Genomic DNA, 25,153 nt, shown 5'->3' with positions numbered 1-25,153 from the left:
TATGAAAAGATTACGTAGCAAAATGACCACGGAAGAGCTGGCGGAGAGTTTAGGCGTTGCCAGGCAAACGGTGAATCGCTGGATACGCCAGCAGGGATGGGAGACCGAAGGTCTCAATGGTGTGAAAGGCGGTCGGGCGAGGCTCATACACGTCGATGCGCGCGTGAAGGAACATATCATGCGCCTCCCGGCTATCCGAAACCGTCAGGCAGTTTACCACCTGGCAGAGACAACAGCGCCATACATTGTCCCCTCCTCTACTCTGCGACCGGATATCATTGCGACGCTGGAAAACCTGACGCCGTCTGAACAGGAACGTCTGGATGCATTCCTGAAGCGCGAAGGGTTACGCGGCTTTCTTACCCGTCTGAATCTGGCTGAATATACGGCATAAAAAAACGGCAGGTCACCCTGCCGTTCTGCCAGACTAAAATGTGATTACTGCTGGTTTTCACGTGCCGCAATAAAGTCCAGCGCTTTGTTAATACGCGCCACGCTGCGTGATTTACCAATTGCATGCACGGTCACATCCAGTGCCGGGGACTGGCCCGCACCGGTCACCGCAACACGCAGCGGCATACCGACTTTACCCATACCAACTTCCAGCTCGTCCGCCGTCGCCTGAATAGCGTGATGCACGTTCTCTGCGGTCCAGTCAGCGATCGCAGTCAGCTTGTCTCGCACCAATTCCAGCGGCTGACGCGCAACCGGGCGGAGGTGTTTCTTCGCCGCATCCGCGTCAAACTCATCAAACTCTTCATAGAAGTAGCGGCAGCTTTCAGCCATTTCTTTCAGCGTTTTGCAGCGCTCGCCGAGCAGTTTCACCAGGTCCGCCAGTTCAGGGCCTGTACGGGTATCAATATTTGCCTGCTCAATGTGCCACTGAAGGTAAGTCGCCACGTATTCTGGCGGCATGGTATTGATGTAATGATGGTTCAGCCACTGCAGCTTATCGGTATTAAATGCGCTCGCTGATTTGCTCACTGAGCTCAGAGAAAAGAGTTCGATCATCTCTTCGCGGCTGAAGATCTCCTGGTCGCCGTGGGCCCAGCCCAGACGCACCAGATAGTTCAGCAGCGCTTCCGGCAAATAACCGTCATCGCGATACTGCATAACGCTGACCGCGCCGTGACGTTTAGACAGTTTTTTCCCGTCATCGCCGTTGATCATGGAAACGTGTGCATAGACAGGCACAGGGGCGTTCAGCGCTTTCAGAATGTTGATCTGGCGCGGCGTGTTGTTGATATGGTCTTCACCACGGACAACGTGGGTAATTTCCATATCCCAGTCGTCAACCACAACGCAGAAGTTATAGGTTGGGGAACCATCGGTGCGGCGGATGATCAGATCGTCCAGCTCCTGGTTGCTGAATTCGATCGGGCCACGGATCTGGTCGTCAAAGATCACCGAGCCATCCTGCGGGTTAGCAAAACGCACCACGCACGGTTCATCAGCAGCATGCTCGCTATGGTCATAGCGGCAGCGGCCGTCATAACGCGGCTTTTCACCGTTTGCCATCTGCTCTTCACGCAGCGCATCAAGACGCTCTTTGGAGCAGTAGCATTTATACGCCGTGCCCGCGACCAGCATCTCATCAATAACTGCGTTATAGCGCTCAAAACGTTTGGTCTGGAAATACGGGCCTTCATCCCACTCCAGGTTCAGCCAGTTCATCCCATCCATAATGGCTTCAATTGCTTCCGGCGTGGAGCGCTCAAGATCGGTGTCTTCAATACGCAGCACGAACTCACCTTTGTTGTGGCGTGCAAAAAGCCAGGAATAGAGAGCAGTACGAGCACCACCGACGTGCAGATAGCCTGTCGGGCTCGGCGCGAAGCGAGTTTTGATTTTCATGAAATGGCCTTACGTTATAAAGATGCCGGCAATCGGCAAATCCCGGGGAAAAAACAATGGGCAATATTCTATCACTGTGGGGGGATTCCTCAATGTTCATCCCTTTATCATGAGCGAGTTTGCTGTTTTTGTTTAGAAATCATGCGCCACCGCCCGTTTTGCGATCGTTTTGTTTAATTTTACGACGAACGAATAAAAACTTTAGAAAATGCGTTGACTCATTTTCAACTCTCCCTATAATGCGACTCCACACAGCGGGGGTGATTAGCTCAGTTGGTAGAGCATCTCCTTTACACGGAGGGGGTCGGCGGTTCGAGCCCGTCATCACCCACCATCTACTTCGGTAGACTCGCAGTATAGATAAGTTTTGAGATTGGGCGATTAGCTCAGTTGGTAGAGCATCTCCTTTACACGGAGGGGGTCGGCGGTTCGAGCCCGTCATCGCCCACCATTCTCATCTTATCGCAGTAGTTCCGAAATGGGCGATTAGCTCAGTTGGTAGAGCATCTCCTTTACACGGAGGGGGTCGGCGGTTCGAGCCCGTCATCGCCCACCATTTCGGGTCGTTAGCTCAGTTGGTAGAGCAGTTGACTTTTAATCAATTGGTCGCAGGTTCGAATCCTGCACGACCCACCAATGTAAAAAAGCGCCCTAAAGGCGCTTTTTTGCTATTCTGCGATATGGATGATTCGAACCTGCAGCAGGTTCGGGCCGAACGCAGTGAGGCACCGGAGTCGTTTACGGCGACGGCCCGAAGGGCGAGCGAAGCGAGTCATCCTGCACGACCCACCAATGTAAAAAAAGCGCCCTAAAGGCGCTTTTTTGCTATCTGCGCATCTGCAGTTTGTCTACTTTCCTGCCGTCAACGTCTCAATCAACGTCTTCACCGCCGGCGTCACCTGTTTCTCGTTATACACGACATACAAATCTGCCGGAATACGCTCTTTCAGCGGGCGAAACACCACGCCCGGCCACTGCATTTGCGCGTAACTGTCGGCAGCGAGCGTAATCCCCATCCCCATGCTTATCATCGCCAGTACCGTTTGTGGCTCTACGGCTTCGCGTACAATCATCGGTGAAAAACCGGCCTGCTGGCAGACGCGATGTAAAAATGCCCAGTCAGAATGTGCTGACGGCATCGTGACGAAATACTCGTCCTGTAAATCAGCAAGCGCAACGGAGGGTTCCCTAACCAGCCGGTGATCTTCCGGCATCGCCACAAGATACGCCGCCTCGCGCAACCGCACGCTGGTAAACCCCGCGGTGGGTTCCGTTGCCATTCGCCAGATCCCAATATCCAGCTCCTGACGCTCAAGCAGCGCCATCTGCATGACCGGCGACTTTTCGCGAAAAACGACATCAACATTCGGATGTTCTTTCAAAAAAGTGCGCATAACCGTGCGCACCTCACTCCACATGGCGGTACCGACAATACCCAGCTCAATACGCCCTGCCTCACCCCGGCCAATTTGTTCGACGCGCGCCAGAGCCTGATTTGCGCTGGCAAGCAGCCGACGAGACTCTTCCATCAGCACTTTACCCGCATGCGTCAACGCGACGCTTCGCGAGTGGCGAATAAACAGTAACGTGCCCAGCTGGCTTTCCAGCTCTTTAATGTGCAGGCTTAATGGCGGCTGGGACATATTGAGACGGGCCGCAGCCCGTCCAAAATGCAGTTCCTCCGCCACGGCCAGAAAATAGCGCAGCAGCTTGAGGTCGGTTCGATAGACGCGTTCCATCAAAACATATCCTGGCGATAACACTTAAGCGCCTACCTTAAAGCCTTTCACCGCAGAGAGGGGAAATTTAGTGCGCAACTGTGCGCATCTCGCTGTTTTTACTGGCGTGGTGGTAGTTAAAGCTGAAATAAAACACTACGGCCAGTACCAGGGCATAGGCTGCAAACACCAGCCAGATCGTCTGCCAGTCTTTCACCCCATCCACCGAGAAATAATCAACTGCCATACCGCTCAATACCGATCCGAAATAAGCCCCAATACCGTTAACCGTCGTCATAAACAGCCCCTGTGCGCTGGCGCGAATATCGGTGCTGACCTCCTGTTCGACAAACACCGAGCCGGAAATATTGAAGAAGTCAAATGCACAGCCATAGACAATCATGGAAAGCATGAGCAGCACAAAGCCCGTTGCGGAGGGGTCGCCAAAGGCAAACAGACCAAACCGGAGCATCCAGGCCACCATGCTCATCAGCATCACGGCTTTAATACCAAACCGTCCGAGGAAGTACGGAATGGTCAGAATGAAGAACACCTCTGACATTTGCGAAACGGAGAGCAAAATGGACGGGTACCTGACGATAAAGCTATCTGCATACGCCGGATTACGGGCAAAATCATGCAGGAAGGGGCTACCGAAGGTATTGGTGATCTGCAGCACAGCACCCAGCAGCATCGCGAACAAAAAGAACACCGCCATGCGAGGCTGTTTAAAAAGAACAAAGGCATTAAGGCCCAGCTTGCTGGCCAGAGACTGGGCCGTTTTCTGCTTCGCCACGGGAATGGCCGGCAACGTCAAAGAATAGAGCGCCAGCAGCAGAGACGCGCCAGCTGCAATATAAAGCTGCACGTTGCTTAGCTCCGCCCCCATCAGGCTTATGGCCCACATTGCTGCAATAAAGCCCACGGTGCCATACACCCGTACGCGCGGAAAATGGCTTACCGTCTCCAGACCCGCCTGCTCAAGACAGGAATAGGAGATCGTATTCGACAGCGCAATGGTGGGCATAAAGGCCATCGCATTGACCAGCATGACCCAGAACATCAGGCCGGGCTCATTCACCTGCGCGGCGTAACAGAGTGCGGCGGCACAGACGAGGTGGCAAATGACGTAGGCGCGGTCTGCCCGTAGCCATTTGTCGGCGATGATTCCCACCAGCGAAGGCATCACGATCGCGGCAAGGCCTTTGGAGCTGTAGACCATGCCCACGTCGGAGCCGGTAAAGTGTAGGGTGTTGATCATGTAAGCACCGAGGGTAACCAGCCAACTCCCCCAGATAAAATATTGCATAAAGGACATCATCTTTAAGCGAGTCGTGATGTTCATAGCCCATTCCTTATAGCAGTGTGGCCCTGACGGGCCACTTTATTGTTTTACTCAGGCAATATGGCGGAGAAAGCCGCAGATAAGATTGATGAAATTCTGGCGTGAGAGCTCAGCCGCCGCGAGCGTCTGCTCATGCGACAGTTTTACCTCGCCCAGACCTTCGGCGAGGTTGGTAATTGCAGAAACGGCTACAACCTTCAGGCCACAGTGGCGTGCGGAAATCACTTCCGGCACCACGGACATGCCGACCACATCGCCGCCGATAATTTGCATCATGCGGATCTCTGCCGCCGTCTCGAAGTTCGGGCCCGGATAAGAGACAAATACCCCTTCATGCAGCGGGAAACCCTCTTTCGCCGCCACGGTTTGCAGCATCGCACGGTAATCCGCGTCGTAAGCATTGGCCAGGGAGAAAAAACGGTCGCCAAAGCGCTCATCGTTCAGCCCCACCATCGGCGTGCCAGGCATGGTATTGATATGGTCGCTCAGGGCAACCAGGCTCCCCGGCAGAACTTCCGGGCGCAATGAGCCTGCCGCATTGGTGCTAAACAGCAACTCACATCCCAGCAGTTTGAACGTGCGGATCGCATCGGTCATGATGGTCATCCCGCGCCCCTCATAGAAGTGCCCTCGCCCTTTCATACAGGCAACAGGCACCCCGGCAAGATGCCCCAGCACCAACTCGCCGGCGTGGCCGTGGACGGTGCTCACCGGGAAGCCCGGCAGCTTTTCATAACTCAGAGAAACGGCATCATCAATCTGGTCGGCGAGCGCGCCAAGGCCAGATCCGAGAATAAACGCCACGCGAGGCGTGAAGTCAGGCTTAGCCGCACGGATAATATCGGCGCAATACCACGGGTTATTTGAGAGGGTCATAGAGGCTCCTTGAGAATGAAGATCGCGATAGCATGGATCGCATGACCCTAGTCTTATATCCGGAGCCTGCGGGTGACCTCCAATACACTTTCCCGGCACCATCAATACTGTTTTTGTATCAATGTAATGTCCTGCCAGATATGGCAGTTTTGCTCAAGCTAATCCCGTCAGTGCCGATACCTCTGTTTTATAACGCGAGGAAAAAGTATGACGACTATCCAGGCTTCAGCCCCACCCATTCAAACCAGCGGCGGCGGGAGTGGGGCTTCCGGCGGGAACGATATTGCTGCGCAAATCAGCCGTATTCTCGACAAAATCCAACAGCTGACTCAGCAGTTAAAAGAGCTGGCGGACAGTTCCGGCAGTGCAGATGAAAAGAAAAAGCAGCAGGAGCTCATTCAGACCCAAATCACCGTGCTACAGGCGCAGCTCGCCGCGCTGCAGCACCAGCAGGCTGAAGAGGAGCAAAAGAAACAGGAGCAAGCGCCGGGTAAAGTGGAAGGGGTGAATAGCCCGACAGACGATCATCAGATCGATATCTATATTTAATCGTCGGATGCGTTAAACAGTGGGTCGCGTATGCGGGCCTCGGTTAATCGCTGTGCCTGGATACGCACCACTTCCCATATAGCCTGCGCCGCCCCCGAGAGGGAACGATTTTTGCGCCGTACTAACATCAGTTTTCGCTCGACAACAGGCGTTAAACGCTTCACGGCCAGTCGGCTCCCCTGCGGCAGGGGGAGCGCCAGAGCGGGCAACACGCTGATCCCAATTCCCGCTTCCACCATGGGAAACAGCGTGGCCGGATGCCCAATTTCCTGCACGATGGTGGCCTTTACGCCCTGATTAACCAGCGCGGAATCGATCAGCGGACGGCTGCCGGAGGCATAATCCTGCAAAACCAGGTTCGCGCCCTGCAGGGACTGCCAGTTGACCGCCGGCAAGGTTGCCAGCGGATCGTCATCCCGGCAGAGCAGTAAAAAAGGCTCAGAAAGCACGCTTTCGCACGCCAGGTCGCTCACCTGGCCGGGGTCGATCACAATACCAAAATCCACATCTCCCTGACGGATGCTTTCCAGCACCCACTGCTGCGGCCGGTCGTGCAACACAAAATCAATGTCCGGATAGCGGTGGTTTCCCTCCGCGATACACTGCGGGATAAGGTGTGCCGATATTGTCTGGCTGGCTGCGACCCGCACGGTGCCCGAAAGCTGCTGCCCCAGCCTTCCCACGTCTCTGAGCGTGCTGTTCAGTTCATCCAGCAGACGTTCGAGGCGCTGGGCCAGCTGCTGCCCTGCTTCGGTCAGCACCACTTCGCGTGTGGTACGGTCAAGCAACCGCACGCCGGTCTGATTTTCCAGCTCTTTCACGCTGTGGCTGACGGCTGACTGGCTGAGGCCAATCATCTCTCCTGCCCGGCTGAAGCTACGGGCATGGGCGACGGTGACAAAAATACGAAGCTGGCGTAAGGAGTAATTCATCTGTTTAATTCATGAATGAATGCAATAAATCAATTTTATTTCTCAAATGGAAAAAAGCACAATAGCGACATCTGTTTTCAGGAGTCATTATGAAACTATTTCGTATTGTTGATCCGTTTACGCTTACTCTGGTGGTCACCGTTTTACTGGCCTCGTTTTTCCCGGCCCGCGGTGGTTTCGTCCCGTTTTTTGAGGGGCTGACGACGGCCGCTATCGCGCTGCTGTTCTTTATGCACGGCGCAAAACTCTCCCGCGAAGCGATTATCGCGGGTGGTGGCCACTGGCGACTGCACCTCTGGGTGATGTGTAGCACCTTTATTCTGTTCCCCATCCTCGGGGTGCTGTTTGCGTGGTGGGCGCCGGTTAACGTCGACCCGGCACTCTACACCGGTTTTTTGTATCTCTGTATTCTGCCAGCCACCGTGCAGTCGGCCATTGCGTTTACCTCCCTCGCGGGTGGCAACGTTGCGGCCGCGGTCTGCTCCGCATCGGCATCCAGCCTGTTAGGGATTTTCGTCTCCCCGCTGCTGGTGGGCCTGCTGATGAACATGCATGGCGCGGAAGGTAACCTTGAGCAGGTGGGCAGGATCTGTCTGCAACTGCTGCTGCCGTTTGTCCTGGGCCATCTCTCGCGCCCGTGGACAGGTGCGTTTGTGACGAAGCATAAAAAGTGGATCTCCAAAACCGACCAGACCTCAATTCTGCTGGTGGTTTACTCCGCCTTCAGCGAAGCGGTCGTGAACGGGATCTGGCACAAGGTGGGCGCAGGCTCACTGCTGTTTATCGTAGTCGTCAGCATTGTCCTGCTGGCGATTGTCATTGCCGTAAACGTCTTTGTGGCACGTAAATGCGGCTTCAACAAAGCAGATGAAATTACGATTGTTTTCTGCGGTTCGAAGAAGAGCCTGGCGAACGGTATCCCGATGGCCAACATTCTGTTCCCGACCTCGGTAATTGGGATGATGGTATTGCCGCTGATGATTTTCCATCAGATCCAGCTGATGGTCTGCGCCGTGCTGGCGCGTCGCTATAAACGTCAGACGGAAAAACTGGCGCAGGAAGAGACCCGCGCCGCGAAGGCTTAAGGACGTTTCAGGGGCTGAACCAGCTGGGTCAGCCCCTCAGTTTTGATCAGTAGCGTGATAGCCATCAGCTCGCCCAGTCGCCCGGCCGGGAACTCATCCTTACGGGCAAACCACAGCAGATACTCCTCCGGCAAATCGATCAGCCTGCGGCCCTTATATTTACCGAACGGCATCTCCGTATTGGCGATCGCAACGAGCTGCTCTTTTTCCACGTTACTCTCCTAACAGACGCATCATTTCCGCTTCGTCGATAACCTCAATGCCGAGTTCCTGGGCTTTCGCCAGCTTCGAACCCGCTGCTTCCCCGGCAATCACCAGGTCGGTTTTCTTCGACACGCTGCCCGCCACTTTTGCGCCCAGCGCCACCAGACGCGCTTTCGCATCGTCGCGTGAAAGCTGGCTCAGGCTGCCGGTCAGCACCACCGTTTTACCGGCGAACGGACTGTCGATCTCTTCGGCATTAACCACCACCGGCGCGGGCCATTTGATGCCCTCTGCCAGCAGTTTGCCAATGACTTCGCGGTTGCTCTCTTCCGCAAAGAAGTTAAAAACGTGCGTGGCGACTACAATGCCGACATCCGGCACTTTCTGCAGCTCGTCGATGCTTGCCTTTTCCAGCGCCTCCAGCGTGCCAAAGTACGCCGCCAGACCTGCTGCCGTTGCTTCCCCCACTTCACGGATGCCCAGCGCGTAAAGGAAACGGGCGAAGGTGGTCTCTTTTGCGGCTTCCAGAGCGTTAACCACGTTCTGCGCCGACTTCGGCCCCATGCGATCCAGACCGGTCAGCTTGCCCGCCGTCAGTTTGAAGAGATCCGCTGGCGTATGCACATACTCTTTTTCAACCAGCTGATCGATAATCTTATCGCCCATGCCGTCGACGTCCATGGCGCGACGGGAGACGAAGTGCTTCAGTGACTCTTTACGCTGCGCGCCACAGATCAGGCCGCCCGTACAGCGCGCTACCGCCTCACCTTCAACACGCTCCACGTCAGAGCCACACACCGGGCAATGGGTCGGGAAGACCACTTCACGCGTATCATCAGGGCGTTCAGACTCAACGACGTTTACCACCTGCGGAATAACATCGCCCGCGCGACGAACCACCACTTTGTCACCAATCCGCAGGCCCAGACGTTCAATCTCATCGGCGTTATGCAGCGTGGCGTTACTCACCAGCACGCCCGCGACCTGCACAGGCTCAAGACGGGCGACCGGGGTAATGGCGCCCGTACGGCCGACCTGGAACTCCACGTCGCGAACGAAGGTCATCTGTTCCTGAGCAGGAAACTTAAACGCAACCGCCCAGCGCGGCGCACGCGCCACAAACCCGAGTTGCTCCTGAAGCGCCAGTGAGTTCACCTTAATGACAACGCCATCAATATCAAAACCGAGCGTCGGACGGTCCGCTTCCACCTTTTGGTAGAACGCGAGTACCGCTTCTGGCGAGTCACAGAGCTGTACGCGGTTACTCACCGGCAGGCCCCACGCCTTAAACTGCATCAGGCGCCCGAGGTGCGTATCCGGCAGCTCGCCTCCCTCCAGGATCCCCACGCCGTAGCAGAAGAAAGTGAGCGGTCGCTTCGCGGTGATACGCGGGTCAAGCTGGCGCAAAGAGCCTGCCGCCGCATTACGCGGGTTAGCAAATACTTTCCCGCCGGTGCGGCGCGCTTCTTCGTTGATTTTCTCGAAACCCGCCTGCGGCAGGAACACCTCGCCGCGCACTTCCAGACGCGCAGGAATATTGTCCCCCTGCAGCTTCAGCGGAATTGCGCGGATGGTGCGCACGTTGGTCGTAATGTCTTCACCCGTCGTGCCGTCGCCACGCGTGGCGGCACGCACCAGCACGCCGTTTTCGTAGAGAAGACTGACCGCCAGGCCATCAAGCTTCAGCTCGCAGCACCAGGTGAGAGCGTCGCTGCTTTTCAGACGGTCCTGCACGCGCTTGTTAAACGCGAGGAAGCTCTCTTCATCAAAGACGTTATCCAGCGACAGCATCGGCACTTCATGGCGTATCTGGCTGAACGCTCCCAGCGGCTCGGCACCGACGCGCTGGGTGGGAGAATCCGGCGTAATGAGTTCCGGGTGCTGCGCCTCCAGTTCGCGAAGTTCGCGCATCAGGCGGTCATACTCCGCATCCGGCACCTCCGGCGCGTCCATAACATGATAGAGATATTCATGATGGCGAAGCGTGGTTCGCAGGTCAGTGAGTTGTTGTTCGATTGAGTCCATATCGCACCATCAATGAGAAAAAACCCCCGACATGCGGGGGTTGAGGAGGAGTTGACGTAAACGCGATGATTACGCGTTGGCTTCCTTAACTTCGCGGATGCGGTCCTGATACTCGCGCAGTTTCTGCGGGGTCATCATTCGACGCTGATCGTCGAGCACCACACCGCCTACTTCGTCAGCGATGTGCTGAGCGGATTGCAACATCAGCTTAAAGTTTTGCAGTTCATCACCGTAAGAGGGCACCTGCATAAAGATGGTGACACCTGGGGTCACGAAATCACCGGTCATTTCCGGATCAAAAGTACCCGGGTTGACCATATTGGCCAGGCTGAACAGCGCCGGGCCGCTACCGTCAGGGCTCAGGTGGCGATGGAAAATATTCATGTCGCCAAACTTGAAGCCTGCCTGTTGAATACTGTTAAGCAGCACGTCACCGTTGAGATGGCTACCGTGATGCGCGGCCACGTTCATGATGATCACCGCTTCTTTACGCTGCGGTTTTTCAACAACCGGTTCTGGCTCTGCTACCGGTTCTGGCTCAACATGCTGTGCTGGAGCAGGCTGCGGCGCTGGCTGCACATGAACAGGCTGCTGCGGCTGTTGTACCGGCTGCGCGGGCTGTTGTTGCACAGGCTGCTGCACGGGCTGCGGTTGAACCGGCTGTGGCGCAGCAGGCTGCTGATGGACAGGCTGTTGCGGCGACTGGCGCACAGGCTCTTCTACCGGCTGCGGCGCCTGCTGGCGCGGCTGAGCAGAGGCGTACGGCGGTTGATACTGGTGCTGCGCAGGACGGGGGGCTTCATGCTCCCCATGAGCCGCGCCGGGCGCAGTATTGACCCGATGAACACGAACTTCACCCACGCCGTCATCGTCGCGACCGTCGATGTCATCTTCAATGTCATCGTCATCACGACTGGACTTCATGCGCTTCAGTGGGCGATCGCGGAACATCGAAGAACGCTCTTTACGGCTGGTCCAGAAACCATGTACCAGTAAAGCGATTATGGCGATCGCGCCAACAATGATTAATATCAGACGCAAATCCTGCATCATTATATTCTCTGTTGTTCTAACACCTTGCCACCACGGCAAACATTTACTCACTAAGAGTATTTGCCGTTTACGTCAAGTGCAAGTGTGTGCAGAGCATTCACAGCATAAAGATGAAGGAAATCGTGCTTTTTGCTGGTTTTTCGAACATTTCCGAACTGGTCATTAGTCCACAAGTGGATAATATAGGCGGCAATTCCACTGGTTGTGAAAATAGGAGTACAGCCTGGTTATGGTTTCAACATCGTCTTCTCCCCCACGCAGCGGCGTCTGGTATTTTTCTCAGGGCTGGAAACTGGTTTCACTGCCGGGTATCCGACGCTTCGTCATCCTTCCGCTGTTGATCAACATTCTTCTGATGGGCGGCGCGTTCTGGTGGCTTTTTACAAAGCTCGAGAGCTGGATCCCTGCGTTAATGAGCTATGTGCCCGGCTGGCTACAGTGGCTGAACTATCTGCTCTGGCCGGTGGCGGTTATCTCCGTGCTGCTGGTGTTCGGCTATTTCTTCTCAACCATCGCTAACTGGATAGCCGCACCGTTTAACGGCCTGCTGGCAGAACAGCTGGAGGCGCGGCTTACCGGCGCGACGCCGCCGGACACGGGCGTGCTCGGGATCATGAAAGATATCCCCCGCATCATGAAGCGCGAGTGGCAGAAATTTGCCTGGTACCTCCCCCGGGCGGTAGTGCTGCTTATCCTCTATTTTGTGCCCGGCATTGGCCAGACCGTGGCGCCGGTGCTGTGGTTCCTGTTCAGCGCCTGGATGCTCGCCATCCAGTATTGTGATTATCCGTTCGATAACCACAAAGTACCGTTTAAAGCGATGCGCAACGCCCTGCGTACCCAGAAGGTCGCCAATATGCAGTTCGGCGCGCTAACCAGCCTGTTCACGATGATTCCCTTCCTGAACCTGTTCATCATGCCGGTTGCTGTGTGCGGCGCGACGGCAATGTGGGTGGACTGCTACCGTGCTAAGCACGCGTTATGGAAATAATGCAAAAATGTGTAAAGCAGGGGTGGCTTATGCCGCCCCTTATTCCATACTGATCCCCATTATTTCCTTGCAGTATATAGATATGCGAATTCCTTACTTCCCCCTCCCTGCTTAGCAGGTATGCTGGGGCGGTATCCCAATTTCATACAGTTAAGGACAGGCCATGAGTAAGATTTATGAAGACAACTCGCTGACTATCGGTCATACGCCCCTGGTTCGACTGAACCGTATCGGTAATGGACGCATTCTGGCGAAGGTCGAATCTCGTAACCCGAGCTTCAGCGTAAAATGCCGTATCGGTGCAAACATGATTTGGGATGCTGAAAAACGTGGCGTGCTGAAGCCTGGCGTTGAACTGGTTGAACCGACCAGCGGTAACACCGGTATCGCTCTGGCCTATGTCGCTGCCGCGCGTGGCTATAAACTGACGCTGACCATGCCGGAAACCATGAGTATCGAACGCCGCAAACTGCTCAAAGCACTCGGCGCGAACCTCGTACTGACCGAAGGTGCGAAGGGCATGAAAGGTGCCATTCAGAAAGCGGAAGAGATTGTCGCCAGCGATCCGGCAAAATATCTGCTGCTGCAGCAGTTCAGCAACCCGGCTAACCCGGAAATTCACGAGAAGACCACTGGACCGGAAATCTGGGAAGATACTGACGGTCAGGTTGACGTGTTTATCTCCGGCGTCGGTACCGGCGGCACCCTGACCGGCGTGTCACGCTATATAAAAGGCACAAAAGGTAAAAAAGATCTGATCACCGTTGCGGTTGAACCCACCGACTCACCGGTTATCACCCAGGCACTGGCGGGCGAAGAGCTCAAGCCGGGTCCGCATAAAATCCAGGGTATTGGCGCGGGATTCATTCCGGGCAACCTGGATCTGAAGCTGATCGATAAAGTGGTCACCATCACTAACGAAGAAGCCATCTCTACCGCGCGTCGTCTGATGGATGAAGAAGGCATTCTCGCCGGTATCTCTTCCGGTGCGGCTGTTGCGGCAGCGCTCAAACTTCAGGAAGATGAAGCCTTTACCAATAAGAATATTGTGGTTATCCTTCCTTCCTCGGGTGAGCGTTACTTGAGCACCGCACTGTTTGCCGATCTGTTCACTGAAAAAGAGCTGCAACAGTAATGCCAGCATGTTAATAACGCGTAAAAAAGCACCTTTTCAGGTGCTTTTTTGTGGCCTGCTTCAAACTTTTGCCCCTCCTGGCATTGCTTCACCCCGTTGGGTCTGGTATTTAAACCAGCAATTATTTTGATGCGTGAAATTAATCAGTGAACGAAATAGCCTTGCTGAATCGATTTTATGATTTGGTTCAAGTCTTGCTTTCGCTGCATAATGTTTAATGACGATCGAAACGTCAGCGCTAACAATACAGGCTAAAGTTCAGTCGCCAGGCTAGACTTTAGTTCCACAACACTAAACCTATAAGTTGGGGAAATACAATGTTCCAGCAAGAAGTTACCATTACCGCTCCGAACGGTCTGCACACCCGCCCTGCTGCTCAGTTTGTTAAAGAAGCGAAAGGCTTCACTTCTGAAATCACTGTGACTTCCAACGGCAAAAGCGCCAGCGCAAAAAGCCTGTTCAAACTGCAGACTCTGGGCCTGACTCAGGGCACCGTAGTCACCATTTCTGCGGAAGGTGAAGACGAGCAGAAAGCAGTTGAGCATCTGGTAAAACTGATGGCTGAGCTCGAGTAAGTTTCCGGGTTCTTTTAAATATCAGTCACAAGTAAGGTAGGGTTATGATTTCAGGCATTTTAGCATCCCCGGGTATCGCTTTCGGCAAAGCACTGCTGCTGAAAGAAGACGAGATCGTCATCGACCGGAAAAAAATTTCTGCCGACAAGGTTGATCAGGAAGTTGAACGTTTTCTGAGCGGTCGTGCCAAGGCATCTGCGCAACTGGAAGCAATCAAAACTAAAGCTGGCGAAACTTTCGGTGAAGAAAAAGAAGCCATCTTCGAAGGGCATATCATGCTGCTCGAAGATGAGGAGCTGGAGCAGGAAATCATAGCCCTGATTAAAGATAAAGGCATGACGGCCGACGCGGCTGCGCATGAAGTTATCGAAGGTCAGGCAACTGCCCTGGAAGAACTGGATGATGAATACCTGAAAGAACGTGCGGCTGACGTACGTGACATCGGTAAGCGCCTGCTGCGCAACATCCTGGGTCTGGCCATCATCGACCTGAGCGCGATTCAGGATGAAGTGATCCTGGTTGCCGCTGACCTCACCCCGTCCGAAACCGCACAGCTGAACCTGAAAAAGGTCCTCGGTTTCATTACCGACGCGGGTGGCCGTACTTCCCACACCTCTATTATGGCCCGTTCTCTGGAACTGCCTGCCATCGTGGGTACCGGTAGCGTCACCTCTCAGGTGAAAAACGGCGACTATCTGATTCTGGATGCCGTAAACAATCTGGTTTACGTCAACCCAACAAACGAAGAGATCGAAAAACTGCGCGCGGTTCAGGAGCAAGTTGCGACTGAAAAAGCGGAACTCGCTAAGCTGAAAGATCTGCCAGCCATCACCCTGGACGGCCATCAGGTTGAAGTGTGCGCAAACATCGGTACCGTACGTGACGTTGAAGGCGCTGAGCGCAACGGTGCGGAAGGTGTGGGTCTCTATCGTACAGAATTCCTGTTCATGGATCGTGACGCGCTGCCTACTGAAGAAGAGCAGTTTGCTGCGTATAAAGCCGTAGCGGAAGCGTGTGGCTCTCAGGCGGTTATCGTCCGTACTATGGACATCGGTGGCGACAAAGAGCTGCCATACATGAACTTCCCGAAAGAAGAGAACCCGTTCCTGGGCTGGCGTGCAGTGCGTATCGCCATGGATCGCAAAGAGATCCTGCGTGACCAGGTGCGCGCAATTCTGCGTGCCTCTGCTTTCGGTAAACTGCGCATCATGTTCCCGATGATCATCTCTGTTGAAGAAGTGCGTGCACTGAAGAAAGAGATCGAAATCTACAAACAGGAACTGCGCGACGAAGGTAAAGCGTTTGACGAGTCAATCGAGATCGGCGTGATGGTGGAAACCCCAGCAGCCGCGACCATTGCGCGTCATTTAGCCAAAGAAGTTGATTTCTTTAGTATCGGCACCAATGATTTAACGCAGTACACCCTGGCAGTTGACCGTGGTAATGATATGATTTCACATCTCTACCAGCCAATGTCACCGTCCGTACTGAACTTGATCAAGCAAGTTATTGATGCTTCTCATGCAGAAGGTAAATGGACTGGCATGTGTGGTGAGCTTGCAGGCGACGAACGTGCTACACTTCTGTTGCTGGGTATGGGTCTGGACGAATTCTCTATGAGCGCCATTTCCATCCCGCGCATTAAGAAGATTATCCGTAACACGAACTTCGAAGATGCGAAGGTGTTAGCAGAGCAGGCTCTTGCTCAACCGACAACGGACGAGTTAATGACGCTGGTTAACAAGTTCATTGAAGAAAAAACAATCTGCTAATCCACGAGATGCGGCCCAAATTACTGCTTAGGAGAAGATCATGGGTTTGTTCGATAAACTGAAATCTCTGGTTTCTGATGATAAGAAAGACTCCGGAACTATTGAGATTGTTGCTCCGCTCTCCGGCGAGATCGTCAACATCGAAGACGTGCCGGATGTAGTGTTTGCTGAGAAAATCGTTGGTGATGGCATTGCTATCAAACCAACTGGCAACAAAATGGTTGCTCCAGTTGACGGCACCATCGGTAAAATTTTTGAAACCAACCATGCGTTCTCTATCGAATCTGATAGCGGTATCGAACTGTTCGTTCACTTCGGTATCGACACCGTTGAACTGAAAGGCGAAGGCTTCAAACGTATCGCGGAAGAAGGCCAGCGTGTGAAAGTTGGCGACCCGGTAATTGAATTCGATCTGCCACTGCTGGAAGAAAAAGCCAAGTCTACCCTGACGCCGGTTGTTATCTCCAACATGGACGAAATCAAAGAACTGATCAAACTGTCTGGCAGCGTCACCGTGGGTGAAACCCCGGTTATCCGCATCAAGAAGTAATTCTTGCCGTACAGAAAAATGGCGCCTTCGGGCGCCATTTTTGTTTATGCGGGAAGGATAAGCTCGTCGTACCCTTTCGACTGGGTGTACAACATCACGTCAGTCACCCGATCCCCCGCCATGCGGATAGCATCGGCAACGGTTTTCCCCTCAACGATACCACTGACCAGCTCGGAACAGAACAGATCGCCCGTCCCTTTCAGATCGGTTTCTACGCGCGGATGCGCGCTAACGGTAACGCCCTCTTTCGTCACCAGCACCACGTGGATGTTGTGCGGGTCGTCAGCGACCGGCGCGCTGGTAATCGCCACCCATTTCAGGGAATCGGAAAGCAGCCCCTGCGCTGCCGCGACGGCGCTTTCCGGCGTGCGGCACGGTTTTCCGCTTAATACTTCCAGTTCATAGACGTTTGGCGTAATGCCCTGCGCCAGCGGCAACAGGTTCTCCCGATACGCTTGCGGAATATCCGGCTTCACGTACATTCCACTGTCAATGTCGCCAATAACCGGGTCGACCAGTACCAGCAGATCAGGATGGTGCGCTTTGACCGCCTTCAGCCACTGAGCCAACAGAGCGATCTGGCTGGCGCTGCCCATATAACCGGTGGTAACCGCTTTAAGATCGCGCAGGATCTCGCGTTCTTCCAGCGCCTTCAGGTAGCCGCTGAACCACTCATCGGGGATCACGCCGCCGTAGAAAGTGTCATAGTGCGGCGTATTGCTGAACAATACCGTCGGCACGGCGGTGACGTTCAGCCTGTGGGTACGAATATTCGGAACCGCAATGCTGTTCCCCACGCTGCCATAAACCACCTGCGACTGCACTGCGACAATATCGGTTTGCTGCGCCCGGGTATTATCCCGGAATAAAATCATCTCCATGACGCTTAAATTCCCGCCCCCTGCGAATAACTCTCTTCACCAAAGACGCCGGTAGACAGATAGCGATCGCCGCGGTCGCAGATAATCGCGACCACAACGGCGCCTGGATTCACCTGCGCAACGCGCAACGCCCCCGCTACCGCGCCACCCGAGCTGACCCCGCAGAAGATGCCTTCACGCACGGCCAGCTCACGCATGGTATTCTCCGCCTCGCGCTGGTGAATATCCAGCACCTGATCCACCAGCTGCGCATTAAAAATGCCCGGCATGTATTCTGCTGGCCAGCGGCGAATCCCCGGAATGCTGCTCCCCTCTTCTGGCTGCAGGCCAACGATAGTGACGGCTTTTTCCTGCTCGCGCAGGAAACGCGACACGCCGGTGATGGTGCCGGTGGTACCCATGCTGGAGACAAAATGGGTAATACGTCCGTCGGTTTGCTGCCAGATTTCCGGGCCGGTGGTGGTGTAATGCGCGTAGGGATTATCCGGGTTGTTGAACTGATCGAGCAACTTACCTTCGCCACGCTCCGCCATTTCTAAGGCTAAATCGCGTGCGCCTTCCATCCCCTGCTCTTTAGTGACCAAAATTAGCTCGGCCCCGTAGGCGCGCATTGCGGCGCGGCGCTCCTGGCTCATGTTGTCCGGCATCAGCAGCTTCATGCGGTAGCCTTTCAATGCCGCAATCATTGCCAGTGCAATCCCGGTATTGCCGCTGGTGGCCTCAATCAACACGTCGCCGGGCTTTATCTCACCGCGTTTTTCAGCCTGAACAATCATCGACAGCGCCGCACGGTCTTTCACCGAGCCTGCCGGATTATTGCCCTCAAGTTTGACCCAGATTTCACTGCCGTTGTCTGGCCCCATGCGCTGAAGCTTGACCAGAGGAGTGTTGCCGATGGTGTGTTCGAGTGTAGTCACGATTTTTACTCAATAAAAAAGCCGGGGGGCGCGCAGCGATCCCGGCCTACAAGACTCAGTGATAACTGTAGGCCCGGTAAGCGCAGCGCCACCGGGCGATAAACATCCTAATAACCTATCAGGCTGACTCCGCCAGAGCAATATTCTCGCGCGTCTCGATGCGCTCCTTCCCGTGATAAATACGGGCATGCTGCAGGCCGACAAACAGACGCTCGCCCCGGTGCGGCGGCACATCATCACGCATGACGACGGTCAGCGGCTCGGTATACCAGCCTAGCGGCTGTACCACCAATTGGGTGTAGTGCCCTTTAGGGCTAGCTTCCAGTACCTGCACCGGCAGCGGTGAATCCAGGCTGGTGCGGCGGCTCACGTCCACTTCCCACGGACGCAGGAACAGATCGACCGGCCCCTGATGCGCGGAGGTATAGCCCAGCGGCCAGCGGTGCGCACCGACGTGGAACTGTCCACCGCGAATGGTGCCCTGCAGACGGTTCACTTCACCCATAAATTCCAGCACGAAACGGGTCGCCGGTTCACGCCAGAGCTGCTCCGGCTCGTCAACCTGCTCGATGTTGCCCTGGCTCATGACCACCACGCGGTCCGCCACTTCCATCGCCTCTTCCTGATCGTGGGTCACAAAGACGCTGGTAAACTTCAGCTCTTCATGCAGCTGACGCAGCCAGCGGCGAAGTTCTTTACGCACCTGCGCATCCAGCGCGCCGAACGGTTCGTCCAGCAGCAGAATTTGCGGCTCAACGGCCAGCGCACGTGCCAGCGCGACACGCTGTTTCTGTCCGCCAGACAGCTGCGCCGGGAAACGATCCGCCAGATGTGCCAGCTGCACCATCTCCAGCAGCTTAGTCACTTTCGCTTTGATGGTGGCGGCATCCGGGCGTTCGCGACGCGGCAGCACGGTCAGGCCAAACGCAATGTTGTCAAACACGGTCATGTGGCGGAACAGCGCATAGTGCTGGAACACAAAACCCACTTTACGATCGCGGGCATGCAGGCGGCTCACATCGGTGCCGTGAAAGCGAATGTGCCCGCTGGTCTGATGCTCAAGCCCGGCGATAATACGCAGCAGCGTGGTTTTACCCGAGCCAGACGGCCCCAGCAGCGCCACCATTTGTCCGGAAGGGATATCCAGCGAGATATCATTCAGCACCTGGGTGCGACCAAAAGACTTCTTAATATTGGCAATCTCAATGCTCATGATTTCCCTCCTGATGCTGACGTTTTTCCTGATTCTCTAAACGCCACTGCACCACACTCTTCAAAAACAGGGTCAAAATAGCCATCAGCGTCAGTAACGCTGCGGCAGTAAAGGAACCGACGGTGTTGTAGTCCTGTTCCAGTAATTCAATCTGTAACGGCAGCGACAGGGTTTCACCGCGGATGGAGCCGGAGACGACGGAAACGGCACCAAACTCACCAATCGCTCGGGCGTTGGTCAGCACCACGCCGTAAAGCAGCGCCCAGCGGATATTTGGCAGCGTCACGCGACGGAACATCTGCCAGCCTGACGCGCCCAGCAGCACCGCCGCTTCGTCTTCGTTGCTCCCCTGGCTTAACATCACCGGCACCAGTTCGCGCACCACAAACGGACACGTCACGAAGATGGTCACCAGCACCATACCCGGCCAGGCGAACATGACCTGCAGGTTATGCTCATCCAGCCAGCCGCCCAGCGGGCCGTTAGAGCCGTAAAAGAGCAGGTACACCAGACCCGCCACCACCGGCGACACGGCAAACGGAATATCCAGCAGGGTCAGCAGCAGCTGACGTCCCGGGAAGTTAAAACGCGTCACCAGCCACGCCAGCAGCGTCCCGAACACCAGGTTCACCGGCACGGTGATCAGGGCAATCAGTACGGTCAGCCAGATGGCATGGAGCATGTCCGGATTCGCCAGGTTCTCCAGCGCGGGCATCAGCCCCTTGCTGAACGCCTGAACGAAGATATACACCGTCGGCACGACGAGAATGAGGGCGGACACCAGCACGCCCACGCCAATCAGAAACCATTTACCCCAGTTGATACGGGGAGCATCGTATCGCTTCAATTGCGTAACTTCCGCCATCAGTGACCTACCACACGTCGACCAAAGCGACTTTGCAGAGTGTTAATTGAGTACAGCAGCAGCAGTGAGGCTGCGAGGATCACCGAAGCAATGGCGCTCGCCGCCGGATAATCAAACTCCTGAAGACGGATGAAAATCATCAGCGAGGTGACCTCCGTCTTCCAGGCAATGTTCCCGGCGATAAAAATCACCGCGCCGAACTCACCGAGGCTGCGGGTAAACGACAGCGCAACGCCCGCCATCAGCGCCGGGGAGAGTTCCGGCAACACGACCTTGCGGAAACTCTGCCAGCGCGAGGCCCCCAGCGTTTCCGCCGCTTCTTCATATTCCGGACCCAACTCTTCCAGCACCGGCTGCACGGTACGCACCACAAACGGGATGCTGGTAAAGGCCATCGCCACCGCGATACCAAGCCAGGTATAGGTGACTTTGATATCAAGCTTTGCCAGCCACTCACCGTACAGTCCGTTCACGGAGAAGAGCGACGCAAGGGTTAAGCCCGCAACAGCCGTCGGCAGCGCAAACGGCAGATCCATCAGTGCGTCAAGCAGCGTGCGGCCAGGGAAACGATAGCGGGTTAAGATCCACGCCATCAGCAGGCCGAACACACCGTTAAAAATGGAGGCGACAAACGCCGACAGCAGCGTCACTTTATAGGCGGCCACCACCTGCGGGTTGGTGACCACGTCCCAGTACTGCGCCCAGCTCATCTGCGCAAGTTGCATCACCAGTGCGCTGAGCGGCAACAACAGGATCAGGCAGACGAACAGCAGGCTGGTCCCCAGACTTAAGGTAAAGCCCGGCAGCACGCGTTTGGTCGAGACTGCAAACATTACTTACGCCCCGCCGCCAGCAACTTGTCTAACTCACCGCCGCTGGCAAAGTGCGTTTTCATCACCTCAGGCCAGGAGCCGAAATGATCTTCCACGCGGAACAGTGCGGTCTGCGGGAATTTATCCTTCAGTTTGTTCATCACGTCCGGGTTATTCACGCGGTAGTAGTAATCGGTAATGATGGTCTGCGCCTGCGGGCTGTACAGATAGTTGAGATAGGCTTTTGCCGCTTTCTCAGTACCGTTTGCCTTCACGTTTTTATCCACCCACGCCACCGGGAATTCGGCCAGAATGTTGGTTTTCGGGATAACCACCTCAAAGCCCTGCGCTTCATACTGTTTGCGGATGTTGTTCACTTCCGACTCAAAGCTGATCAGCACATCGCCCAGCCCACGTTCTGCGAAGGTGGTGGTTGCCCCGCGGCCGCCGGTATCAAACACTTCAACGTTTTTCAGGAACTGGGTCATGAACTGCTCGGTTTTGGCTTTATCGTTACCGTCGGCCTTGTCCGCCGCACCCCACGCCGCCAAATAGGTGTAACGCGCGTTACCGGAGGTTTTTGGGTTCGGGAAAATCAGCTTCACGTCAGAACGCACCAGGTCGCTCCAGTCGTGGATATTTTTCGGGTTACCTTTACGCACCAGGAAGCCCATGGTGGAATAGAACGGCGAGCTGTTATTCGGCAGACGGCTCTGCCAGTCAGCAGGGATAAGTTTGCCCTTGTCGTGCAGGATCTGCACGTCAGTGACCTGGTTGTAGGTCACGACATCCGCCTTCAGTCCCTGCAATATCGCCAGCGCCTGTTTGGAAGAACCGGCATGGGACTGTTTGATGGTCAGCTTATCGCCGTTATTGTCTTTCGCCCACTGCTGTTCAAACGGTGGGTTAAGGGCGGCAAACAGCTCGCGGGAGACGTCATACGAACTGTTCAGCAGCTCAGTCGCCTGCGCCTGGGCCACCAGCAATAAACCTGCCAGCGCCAGAGTTCCTTTTTTCAGTACAGTAACGGCCATTGCGCACCCTTATAAATGTGATGACTATCTTATAGTCATAATATTTATAACGAGGTCGAAAGGAGTAACGGTTTTATATACCGTTTGGTGATTTAGAAGCAGAAAAGGGAATAAGGCTGCAATCCCCCTCTCCCCTGCGGGGAGAGGGTTCGGGTGAGGGGCGTTAAAGCGCCAGCAGACGCTCAACGGACGGCGCGAAGTAGTAGCCGCCGGTTACCGGTTTGGTGAAGCGCAGCATCGCGTCGCGCTTGCCGTCAGTGTCGCCGAACATGCTCATCAACTGCTGCTCGATGTTATACAGGCGTGCGCAGTACGCGCAGAAGTAAAGACCATGGGTGCCGCTTGCGGTGCCATACGGCAGGCTCTGGCGGACAATCTTCAGCCCTTTGCCCTCTTCTTTGAGGTCAACGCGGGTCAGGTGAGAGGTCACCGGACGGTCATCGCCGTCGATCTCTTCGTTCGCCTCTTTGGTGCGACCAATCATCATCTCCTGGTCGTGCACGCTCATGCGGTTAAGCTGCTTGAGGTTATGCTCCCAGCGCTGAACGAAAACGTAACTGCCGCCCGCATCCACGCCATCTTTGATGACCGCCACGTCACGACGCGTCTCTTCACCCGCCGGGTTTTCCGTGCCGTCGACGAAGCCGCTCAGATCGCGCTCTTCTACCCAACGGAAACCGTGAACTTCTTCCTGCACCTCAATGCTGTCGCCGAACGCTGCCACCGCGGCCTGGGCAACGGAGAAGTTAACATCGTGACGCAGAGAGAGAATATGAATCAGCAGATCGTACTGGGTGGCCGGAGCCAGACCTTTACCGTAAGGGATAAAGTCTTTCAGCTCTTCCGCCCCTTCGCCGCCGCTCAGGTGACGCCAGACGTTATTGCCAAAAGCAACAACGGCGCCGAGATGGGCATCCGGGAATTTGGCCTGGAAAGTCGCCAGTTTATCAACAAACGCTTTACTGGCCGCACGCAGGGCATCCACGTCCCCTTTGACATTGGCTTCGATCCAAATCGCCGCGCGGCAATGTTCTGGCAAAATGCCACTCTGAACCTGAGACATCGCTCCTCCTGAAATAAAGATGCCACGTCAGCGTGGCATTGATGGCGGCTATTATACCCGGATTTCAGCGAGGCGGTTTGTTCAGGCGCAAATTACTGCTTCCAGACTATTTTGCTCACTTTCCAGCTTTTCAGCGTGTCGTCAGACGGCATTAATCCCTCCGGACCGCTCCAGGTACCGGTGAAGACATAGCTGATGTGCTGGCTGCCTTCCGCCTTACATTCCACCGCGACGCCCTCGTCGGAAGGCGCGCTGGTGCAGTTGCCAAAGGCTTGTTTATACAGATCGCTAAACGGCGTACCCACTTTCACACCGCTGGCGGTCGGGATTTCGTCGTCGAGCACCGCAATGCGGTTCACCGTGCCTTTATCGCCATTAATCACCAGCGCCAGTTTGTCCCCTTTTAGCGCTTCAAAGTACCGCACAATGTTGCCATTCTCGGTTTTCATGCCGCTACGCAGGCGGTAGTCACTGCTCAGGGCGTCCTGAATGGCATCCTGATCGAGCGCGGTTGATGCGGTAATTTTTCCTACGCCCTGCTCAGTCACTTCCGTGGACGCGCCAAACCAGTTCCACGGATAGGCTGCGGACCAGTTGATGGAGGAGAGCGTTGAACAGCCGGTTAATGCCAGCGGGAGAGCGCATAAAAGTAAACGCAGCGATTTCATTGAAACGTCCTTACGTGTTAAATCAACGCTTGTTGGAGTACGACTTCGGTAAAAAGTGCCGTTCTAATCTGACTCTTGCGTAAAACAGGCGCGTAGCCGGGGATTTGTCAGCAGCCACAGCAACGCCACAATATCCGCGATCACCAGCGCAATGCCGATACCCGAAAGGGGTTCACCATACCACCAGAGCACGGGTTGCCAGAACAGCAGCGCTATCTGGGCAAGGATCAGCAGCCAGCGAAGCGCGCGCCACACACGCGGGATCGCATGCCGTCGGCCGCTGCATAAAAATGCCACCACCGCCGGTACGCCCGGCAGTAAGCCAAGCCAGAAGGCATCGTGATCGGGATAGAAGAGATTCAGCAGCGTGTCGCCCTGCCCGCGCGACGCGCCAGCCATCACAAACAGCACCCAGGTTCGCGCCTGCAGCAGCAGAACGCACCAGAATAAAAAAGGCAGCCTGAGGCGGCCCTGCGCGTCATAGTCTCCCGGGTGGATCTCAGTACTCTTCATCTTCGATCAGGCGCTTACCTAAATTCAGCACGTCAGAGTGCTCATAGCCCAGACGTTCATACATGCCCAGCACCACATCGTTATCTTCCCGCACCATGATCTGAATTTTCGGGCAGCCGCGAGCAATCAGCTTCTTCTCAAGCCGGTTCAGTAACGCATTCGCGATGCCACGCCCACGGTATTCCGGATGGACCCCAAGATAATAAGCCGAGCCGCGATGGCCGTCATAGCCGCCCATGACGGTGCCGACAACCTCGCCATTCACTTCCGCGACCAGAAACAGACTGACGTCGTGATTCACCTTCCGTTCGATGTCCATCTCCGGATCGTTCCACGGACGCAGCAAATCGCAGCGCTCCCAAAGGGTGATCACCTCTTCGAAATCTTCCTGGCGAAAAACGCGTATCTCCATGGTATTAACCGCCTTTTCGGGTTCAAAAACAGTGATTATGGCGCGTACGGGACGTTTAGCCAATAACCGGGGAAAATCTCGCCAAAATTTGGCATAATGTCACTTTGTCAC

26 protein-coding genes, 4 tRNA genes and 1 other RNA gene are annotated in these 25,153 nt (G+C 55.3%); 13 read left to right on the top strand and 18 right to left on the bottom strand.

Going from position 1 to position 25,153, the window contains the following annotated elements; genetic code table 11:
* The first annotated feature begins 1 nt into the window (after nucleotide 1).
* Nucleotides 2-394, top strand: a complete 393-nt coding sequence (locus tag O1723_RS06295) for a YfeC-like transcriptional regulator (protein ID WP_032629138.1) — start codon at nucleotides 2-4, stop codon at nucleotides 392-394.
* A 44-nt stretch (nucleotides 395-438) separates the two neighbouring features.
* Here the strand turns inward: O1723_RS06295 and gltX are convergent, their stop codons facing one another.
* A complete protein-coding gene (gene gltX / locus O1723_RS06290) occupies nucleotides 439-1,854 on the bottom strand; it encodes a glutamate--tRNA ligase (protein WP_248190611.1) in 1,416 nt (471 codons plus the stop codon).
* A gap of 258 nt (nucleotides 1,855-2,112) precedes the next feature.
* Between gltX and O1723_RS06285 the strand changes: the two genes are divergently transcribed.
* From O1723_RS06285 to O1723_RS06265, 5 genes are all read left to right on the top strand, one after another.
* A tRNA-Val gene (locus O1723_RS06285) sits at nucleotides 2,113-2,188 on the top strand.
* A 41-nt stretch (nucleotides 2,189-2,229) separates the two neighbouring features.
* A tRNA-Val gene (locus O1723_RS06280) sits at nucleotides 2,230-2,305 on the top strand.
* 29 nt (nucleotides 2,306-2,334) lie between these two features.
* A tRNA-Val gene (locus tag O1723_RS06275) sits at nucleotides 2,335-2,410 on the top strand.
* Nucleotides 2,411-2,414: 4 nt separating this feature from the next.
* Nucleotides 2,415-2,490: transfer RNA gene (locus tag O1723_RS06270), tRNA-Lys, on the top strand.
* Between the two features lie 30 nt (nucleotides 2,491-2,520).
* Nucleotides 2,521-2,646: non-coding RNA, RtT sRNA (locus tag O1723_RS06265), on the top strand.
* A gap of 56 nt (nucleotides 2,647-2,702) precedes the next feature.
* On the opposite strand, the gene O1723_RS06260 is transcribed toward O1723_RS06265, so the two are convergent.
* The 3 genes from O1723_RS06260 to xapA all read right to left on the bottom strand — a co-directional run bounded on the left by O1723_RS06260 (nucleotide 2,703) and on the right by xapA (nucleotide 5,793).
* Nucleotides 2,703-3,593 (bottom strand): LysR family transcriptional regulator, encoded by an 891-nt coding sequence (locus O1723_RS06260; protein ID WP_014884729.1) that lies wholly within the window; start codon nucleotides 3,591-3,593, stop codon nucleotides 2,703-2,705.
* Nucleotides 3,594-3,660: 67 nt separating this feature from the next.
* On the bottom strand, nucleotides 3,661-4,917 hold the full coding sequence (locus tag O1723_RS06255; protein WP_014884730.1) for a nucleoside permease: 1,257 nt from the start codon (nucleotides 4,915-4,917) through the stop codon (nucleotides 3,661-3,663).
* 51 nt (nucleotides 4,918-4,968) lie between these two features.
* Nucleotides 4,969-5,793 carry a xanthosine phosphorylase gene (gene xapA / locus O1723_RS06250; RefSeq protein WP_014884731.1) on the bottom strand — a complete coding sequence of 275 codons (825 nt, stop codon included), beginning with the start codon at nucleotides 5,791-5,793 and terminating at the stop codon, nucleotides 4,969-4,971.
* Between the two features lie 207 nt (nucleotides 5,794-6,000).
* Here xapA and O1723_RS06245 point away from each other — a divergent pair, with 207 nt between their 5' ends.
* A complete protein-coding gene (locus tag O1723_RS06245; RefSeq protein ID WP_014884732.1) occupies nucleotides 6,001-6,342 on the top strand; it encodes a FlxA-like family protein in 342 nt (113 codons plus the stop codon).
* On the opposite strand, the gene O1723_RS06240 is transcribed toward O1723_RS06245, so the two are convergent.
* Nucleotides 6,339-7,274 carry a LysR family transcriptional regulator gene (locus O1723_RS06240; RefSeq protein ID WP_014884733.1) on the bottom strand — a complete coding sequence of 312 codons (936 nt, stop codon included), beginning with the start codon at nucleotides 7,272-7,274 and terminating at the stop codon, nucleotides 6,339-6,341. The genes O1723_RS06245 and O1723_RS06240 overlap by 4 nt on opposite strands.
* Before the next feature lie 89 nt (nucleotides 7,275-7,363).
* Here O1723_RS06240 and O1723_RS06235 point away from each other — a divergent pair, with 89 nt between their 5' ends.
* Nucleotides 7,364-8,359 (top strand): bile acid:sodium symporter family protein, encoded by a 996-nt coding sequence (locus tag O1723_RS06235; protein WP_014884734.1) that lies wholly within the window; start codon nucleotides 7,364-7,366, stop codon nucleotides 8,357-8,359.
* Here O1723_RS06235 and O1723_RS06230 read toward each other — a convergent pair.
* From O1723_RS06230 to zipA, 3 genes are all read right to left on the bottom strand, one after another.
* Nucleotides 8,356-8,571 carry a DUF3820 family protein gene (locus tag O1723_RS06230; RefSeq protein ID WP_014884735.1) on the bottom strand — a complete coding sequence of 72 codons (216 nt, stop codon included), beginning with the start codon at nucleotides 8,569-8,571 and terminating at the stop codon, nucleotides 8,356-8,358. The genes O1723_RS06235 and O1723_RS06230 overlap by 4 nt on opposite strands.
* Before the next feature lies 1 nt (nucleotide 8,572).
* On the bottom strand, nucleotides 8,573-10,588 hold the full coding sequence (ligA, locus tag O1723_RS06225; protein ID WP_014884736.1) for an NAD-dependent DNA ligase LigA: 2,016 nt from the start codon (nucleotides 10,586-10,588) through the stop codon (nucleotides 8,573-8,575).
* A 69-nt stretch (nucleotides 10,589-10,657) separates the two neighbouring features.
* Entirely contained in the window at nucleotides 10,658-11,641 is a 984-nt protein-coding gene (gene zipA / locus O1723_RS06220; protein WP_014884737.1) for a cell division protein ZipA, read from the bottom strand.
* Between the two features lie 229 nt (nucleotides 11,642-11,870).
* On the opposite strand from zipA, the gene cysZ reads away from it, so the two are divergent.
* The 5 genes from cysZ to crr all read left to right on the top strand — a co-directional run bounded on the left by cysZ (nucleotide 11,871) and on the right by crr (nucleotide 16,664).
* A complete protein-coding gene (cysZ, locus tag O1723_RS06215; RefSeq protein ID WP_014884738.1) occupies nucleotides 11,871-12,632 on the top strand; it encodes a sulfate transporter CysZ in 762 nt (253 codons plus the stop codon).
* A 163-nt stretch (nucleotides 12,633-12,795) separates the two neighbouring features.
* Nucleotides 12,796-13,767, top strand: coding sequence for a cysteine synthase A (gene cysK, locus O1723_RS06210; protein WP_014884739.1), 972 nt, complete (start codon nucleotides 12,796-12,798; stop codon nucleotides 13,765-13,767).
* Between the two features lie 317 nt (nucleotides 13,768-14,084).
* A complete protein-coding gene (ptsH, locus tag O1723_RS06205) occupies nucleotides 14,085-14,342 on the top strand; it encodes a phosphocarrier protein Hpr (protein ID WP_000487600.1) in 258 nt (85 codons plus the stop codon).
* A 44-nt stretch (nucleotides 14,343-14,386) separates the two neighbouring features.
* Nucleotides 14,387-16,114: a phosphoenolpyruvate-protein phosphotransferase PtsI gene (gene ptsI / locus O1723_RS06200; RefSeq protein ID WP_014884740.1), complete on the top strand. Its 1,728-nt coding sequence runs from the start codon at nucleotides 14,387-14,389 to the stop codon at nucleotides 16,112-16,114.
* Nucleotides 16,115-16,154: 40 nt separating this feature from the next.
* Nucleotides 16,155-16,664, top strand: coding sequence for a PTS glucose transporter subunit IIA (gene crr / locus O1723_RS06195; RefSeq protein ID WP_003861316.1), 510 nt, complete (start codon nucleotides 16,155-16,157; stop codon nucleotides 16,662-16,664).
* A 44-nt stretch (nucleotides 16,665-16,708) separates the two neighbouring features.
* Here the strand turns inward: crr and pdxK are convergent, their stop codons facing one another.
* The 10 genes from pdxK to O1723_RS06145 all read right to left on the bottom strand — a co-directional run bounded on the left by pdxK (nucleotide 16,709) and on the right by O1723_RS06145 (nucleotide 25,042).
* Nucleotides 16,709-17,545, bottom strand: a complete 837-nt coding sequence (pdxK, locus tag O1723_RS06190) for a pyridoxine/pyridoxal/pyridoxamine kinase (protein ID WP_014884741.1) — start codon at nucleotides 17,543-17,545, stop codon at nucleotides 16,709-16,711.
* A 5-nt stretch (nucleotides 17,546-17,550) separates the two neighbouring features.
* Nucleotides 17,551-18,462, bottom strand: coding sequence for a cysteine synthase CysM (gene cysM / locus O1723_RS06185; protein WP_014884742.1), 912 nt, complete (start codon nucleotides 18,460-18,462; stop codon nucleotides 17,551-17,553).
* Between the two features lie 118 nt (nucleotides 18,463-18,580).
* Complete coding sequence (cysA, locus tag O1723_RS06180; RefSeq protein WP_014884743.1) at nucleotides 18,581-19,675, bottom strand: sulfate/thiosulfate ABC transporter ATP-binding protein CysA; 1,095 nt, start codon at nucleotides 19,673-19,675, stop codon at nucleotides 18,581-18,583.
* A complete protein-coding gene (gene cysW, locus O1723_RS06175; protein WP_023331041.1) occupies nucleotides 19,665-20,540 on the bottom strand; it encodes a sulfate/thiosulfate ABC transporter permease CysW in 876 nt (291 codons plus the stop codon). Before cysW ends, cysA begins: the two co-directional genes overlap by 11 nt.
* A complete protein-coding gene (gene cysT / locus O1723_RS06170; protein WP_023331042.1) occupies nucleotides 20,540-21,373 on the bottom strand; it encodes a sulfate/thiosulfate ABC transporter permease CysT in 834 nt (277 codons plus the stop codon). Before cysT ends, cysW begins: the two co-directional genes overlap by 1 nt.
* Nucleotides 21,373-22,386, bottom strand: a complete 1,014-nt coding sequence (locus O1723_RS06165) for a sulfate ABC transporter substrate-binding protein (protein WP_023331043.1) — start codon at nucleotides 22,384-22,386, stop codon at nucleotides 21,373-21,375. The genes cysT and O1723_RS06165 overlap by 1 nt, the downstream gene beginning before the upstream one ends.
* Nucleotides 22,387-22,549: 163 nt before the next feature.
* Entirely contained in the window at nucleotides 22,550-23,449 is a 900-nt protein-coding gene (locus O1723_RS06160; RefSeq protein ID WP_023337580.1) for a Dyp-type peroxidase, read from the bottom strand.
* Between the two features lie 92 nt (nucleotides 23,450-23,541).
* Nucleotides 23,542-24,117, bottom strand: a complete 576-nt coding sequence (locus O1723_RS06155) for an RpoE-regulated lipoprotein (protein ID WP_014884748.1) — start codon at nucleotides 24,115-24,117, stop codon at nucleotides 23,542-23,544.
* Nucleotides 24,118-24,180: 63 nt separating this feature from the next.
* Entirely contained in the window at nucleotides 24,181-24,630 is a 450-nt protein-coding gene (locus tag O1723_RS06150) for a DUF2919 domain-containing protein (RefSeq protein WP_023337581.1), read from the bottom strand.
* Complete coding sequence (locus tag O1723_RS06145; RefSeq protein WP_014884750.1) at nucleotides 24,617-25,042, bottom strand: GNAT family acetyltransferase; 426 nt, start codon at nucleotides 25,040-25,042, stop codon at nucleotides 24,617-24,619. Before O1723_RS06145 ends, O1723_RS06150 begins: the two co-directional genes overlap by 14 nt.
* Nucleotides 25,043-25,153: the final 111 nt, after the last annotated feature.

The organism is Enterobacter cloacae complex sp. HYC080_NIDB, from assembly GCF_056673325.1.
The sequence above is the reverse complement of the archived record's forward strand: the minus strand, read 5'-3'. Positions and strand labels throughout refer to the sequence as shown.

Excerpts from the sequence above, each read along its gene's own strand:
- O1723_RS06295 (WP_032629138.1), top strand. The coding sequence starts at position 2 with ATGAAAAGATTACGTAGCAAAATGACCACGGAAGAGCTGGCGGAGAGT.
- gltX (WP_248190611.1), bottom strand. The coding sequence starts at position 1,854 with ATGAAAATCAAAACTCGCTTCGCGCCGAGCCCGACAGGCTATCTGCAC.
- O1723_RS06260 (WP_014884729.1), bottom strand. The coding sequence starts at position 3,593 with ATGGAACGCGTCTATCGAACCGACCTCAAGCTGCTGCGCTATTTTCTG.
- O1723_RS06255 (WP_014884730.1), bottom strand. The coding sequence starts at position 4,917 with ATGAACATCACGACTCGCTTAAAGATGATGTCCTTTATGCAATATTTT.
- xapA (WP_014884731.1), bottom strand. The coding sequence starts at position 5,793 with ATGACCCTCTCAAATAACCCGTGGTATTGCGCCGATATTATCCGTGCG.
- O1723_RS06245 (WP_014884732.1), top strand. The coding sequence starts at position 6,001 with ATGACGACTATCCAGGCTTCAGCCCCACCCATTCAAACCAGCGGCGGC.
- O1723_RS06240 (WP_014884733.1), bottom strand. The coding sequence starts at position 7,274 with ATGAATTACTCCTTACGCCAGCTTCGTATTTTTGTCACCGTCGCCCAT.
- O1723_RS06235 (WP_014884734.1), top strand. The coding sequence starts at position 7,364 with ATGAAACTATTTCGTATTGTTGATCCGTTTACGCTTACTCTGGTGGTC.
- ligA (WP_014884736.1), bottom strand. The coding sequence starts at position 10,588 with ATGGACTCAATCGAACAACAACTCACTGACCTGCGAACCACGCTTCGC.
- zipA (WP_014884737.1), bottom strand. The coding sequence starts at position 11,641 with ATGATGCAGGATTTGCGTCTGATATTAATCATTGTTGGCGCGATCGCC.
- cysZ (WP_014884738.1), top strand. The coding sequence starts at position 11,871 with ATGGTTTCAACATCGTCTTCTCCCCCACGCAGCGGCGTCTGGTATTTT.
- cysK (WP_014884739.1), top strand. The coding sequence starts at position 12,796 with ATGAGTAAGATTTATGAAGACAACTCGCTGACTATCGGTCATACGCCC.
- ptsH (WP_000487600.1), top strand. The coding sequence starts at position 14,085 with ATGTTCCAGCAAGAAGTTACCATTACCGCTCCGAACGGTCTGCACACC.
- ptsI (WP_014884740.1), top strand. The coding sequence starts at position 14,387 with ATGATTTCAGGCATTTTAGCATCCCCGGGTATCGCTTTCGGCAAAGCA.
- crr (WP_003861316.1), top strand. The coding sequence starts at position 16,155 with ATGGGTTTGTTCGATAAACTGAAATCTCTGGTTTCTGATGATAAGAAA.
- pdxK (WP_014884741.1), bottom strand. The coding sequence starts at position 17,545 with ATGGAGATGATTTTATTCCGGGATAATACCCGGGCGCAGCAAACCGAT.
- cysA (WP_014884743.1), bottom strand. The coding sequence starts at position 19,675 with ATGAGCATTGAGATTGCCAATATTAAGAAGTCTTTTGGTCGCACCCAG.
- cysW (WP_023331041.1), bottom strand. The coding sequence starts at position 20,540 with ATGGCGGAAGTTACGCAATTGAAGCGATACGATGCTCCCCGTATCAAC.
- cysT (WP_023331042.1), bottom strand. The coding sequence starts at position 21,373 with ATGTTTGCAGTCTCGACCAAACGCGTGCTGCCGGGCTTTACCTTAAGT.
- O1723_RS06165 (WP_023331043.1), bottom strand. The coding sequence starts at position 22,386 with ATGGCCGTTACTGTACTGAAAAAAGGAACTCTGGCGCTGGCAGGTTTA.
- O1723_RS06160 (WP_023337580.1), bottom strand. The coding sequence starts at position 23,449 with ATGTCTCAGGTTCAGAGTGGCATTTTGCCAGAACATTGCCGCGCGGCG.
- O1723_RS06155 (WP_014884748.1), bottom strand. The coding sequence starts at position 24,117 with ATGAAATCGCTGCGTTTACTTTTATGCGCTCTCCCGCTGGCATTAACC.
- O1723_RS06150 (WP_023337581.1), bottom strand. The coding sequence starts at position 24,630 with ATGAAGAGTACTGAGATCCACCCGGGAGACTATGACGCGCAGGGCCGC.
- O1723_RS06145 (WP_014884750.1), bottom strand. The coding sequence starts at position 25,042 with ATGGAGATACGCGTTTTTCGCCAGGAAGATTTCGAAGAGGTGATCACC.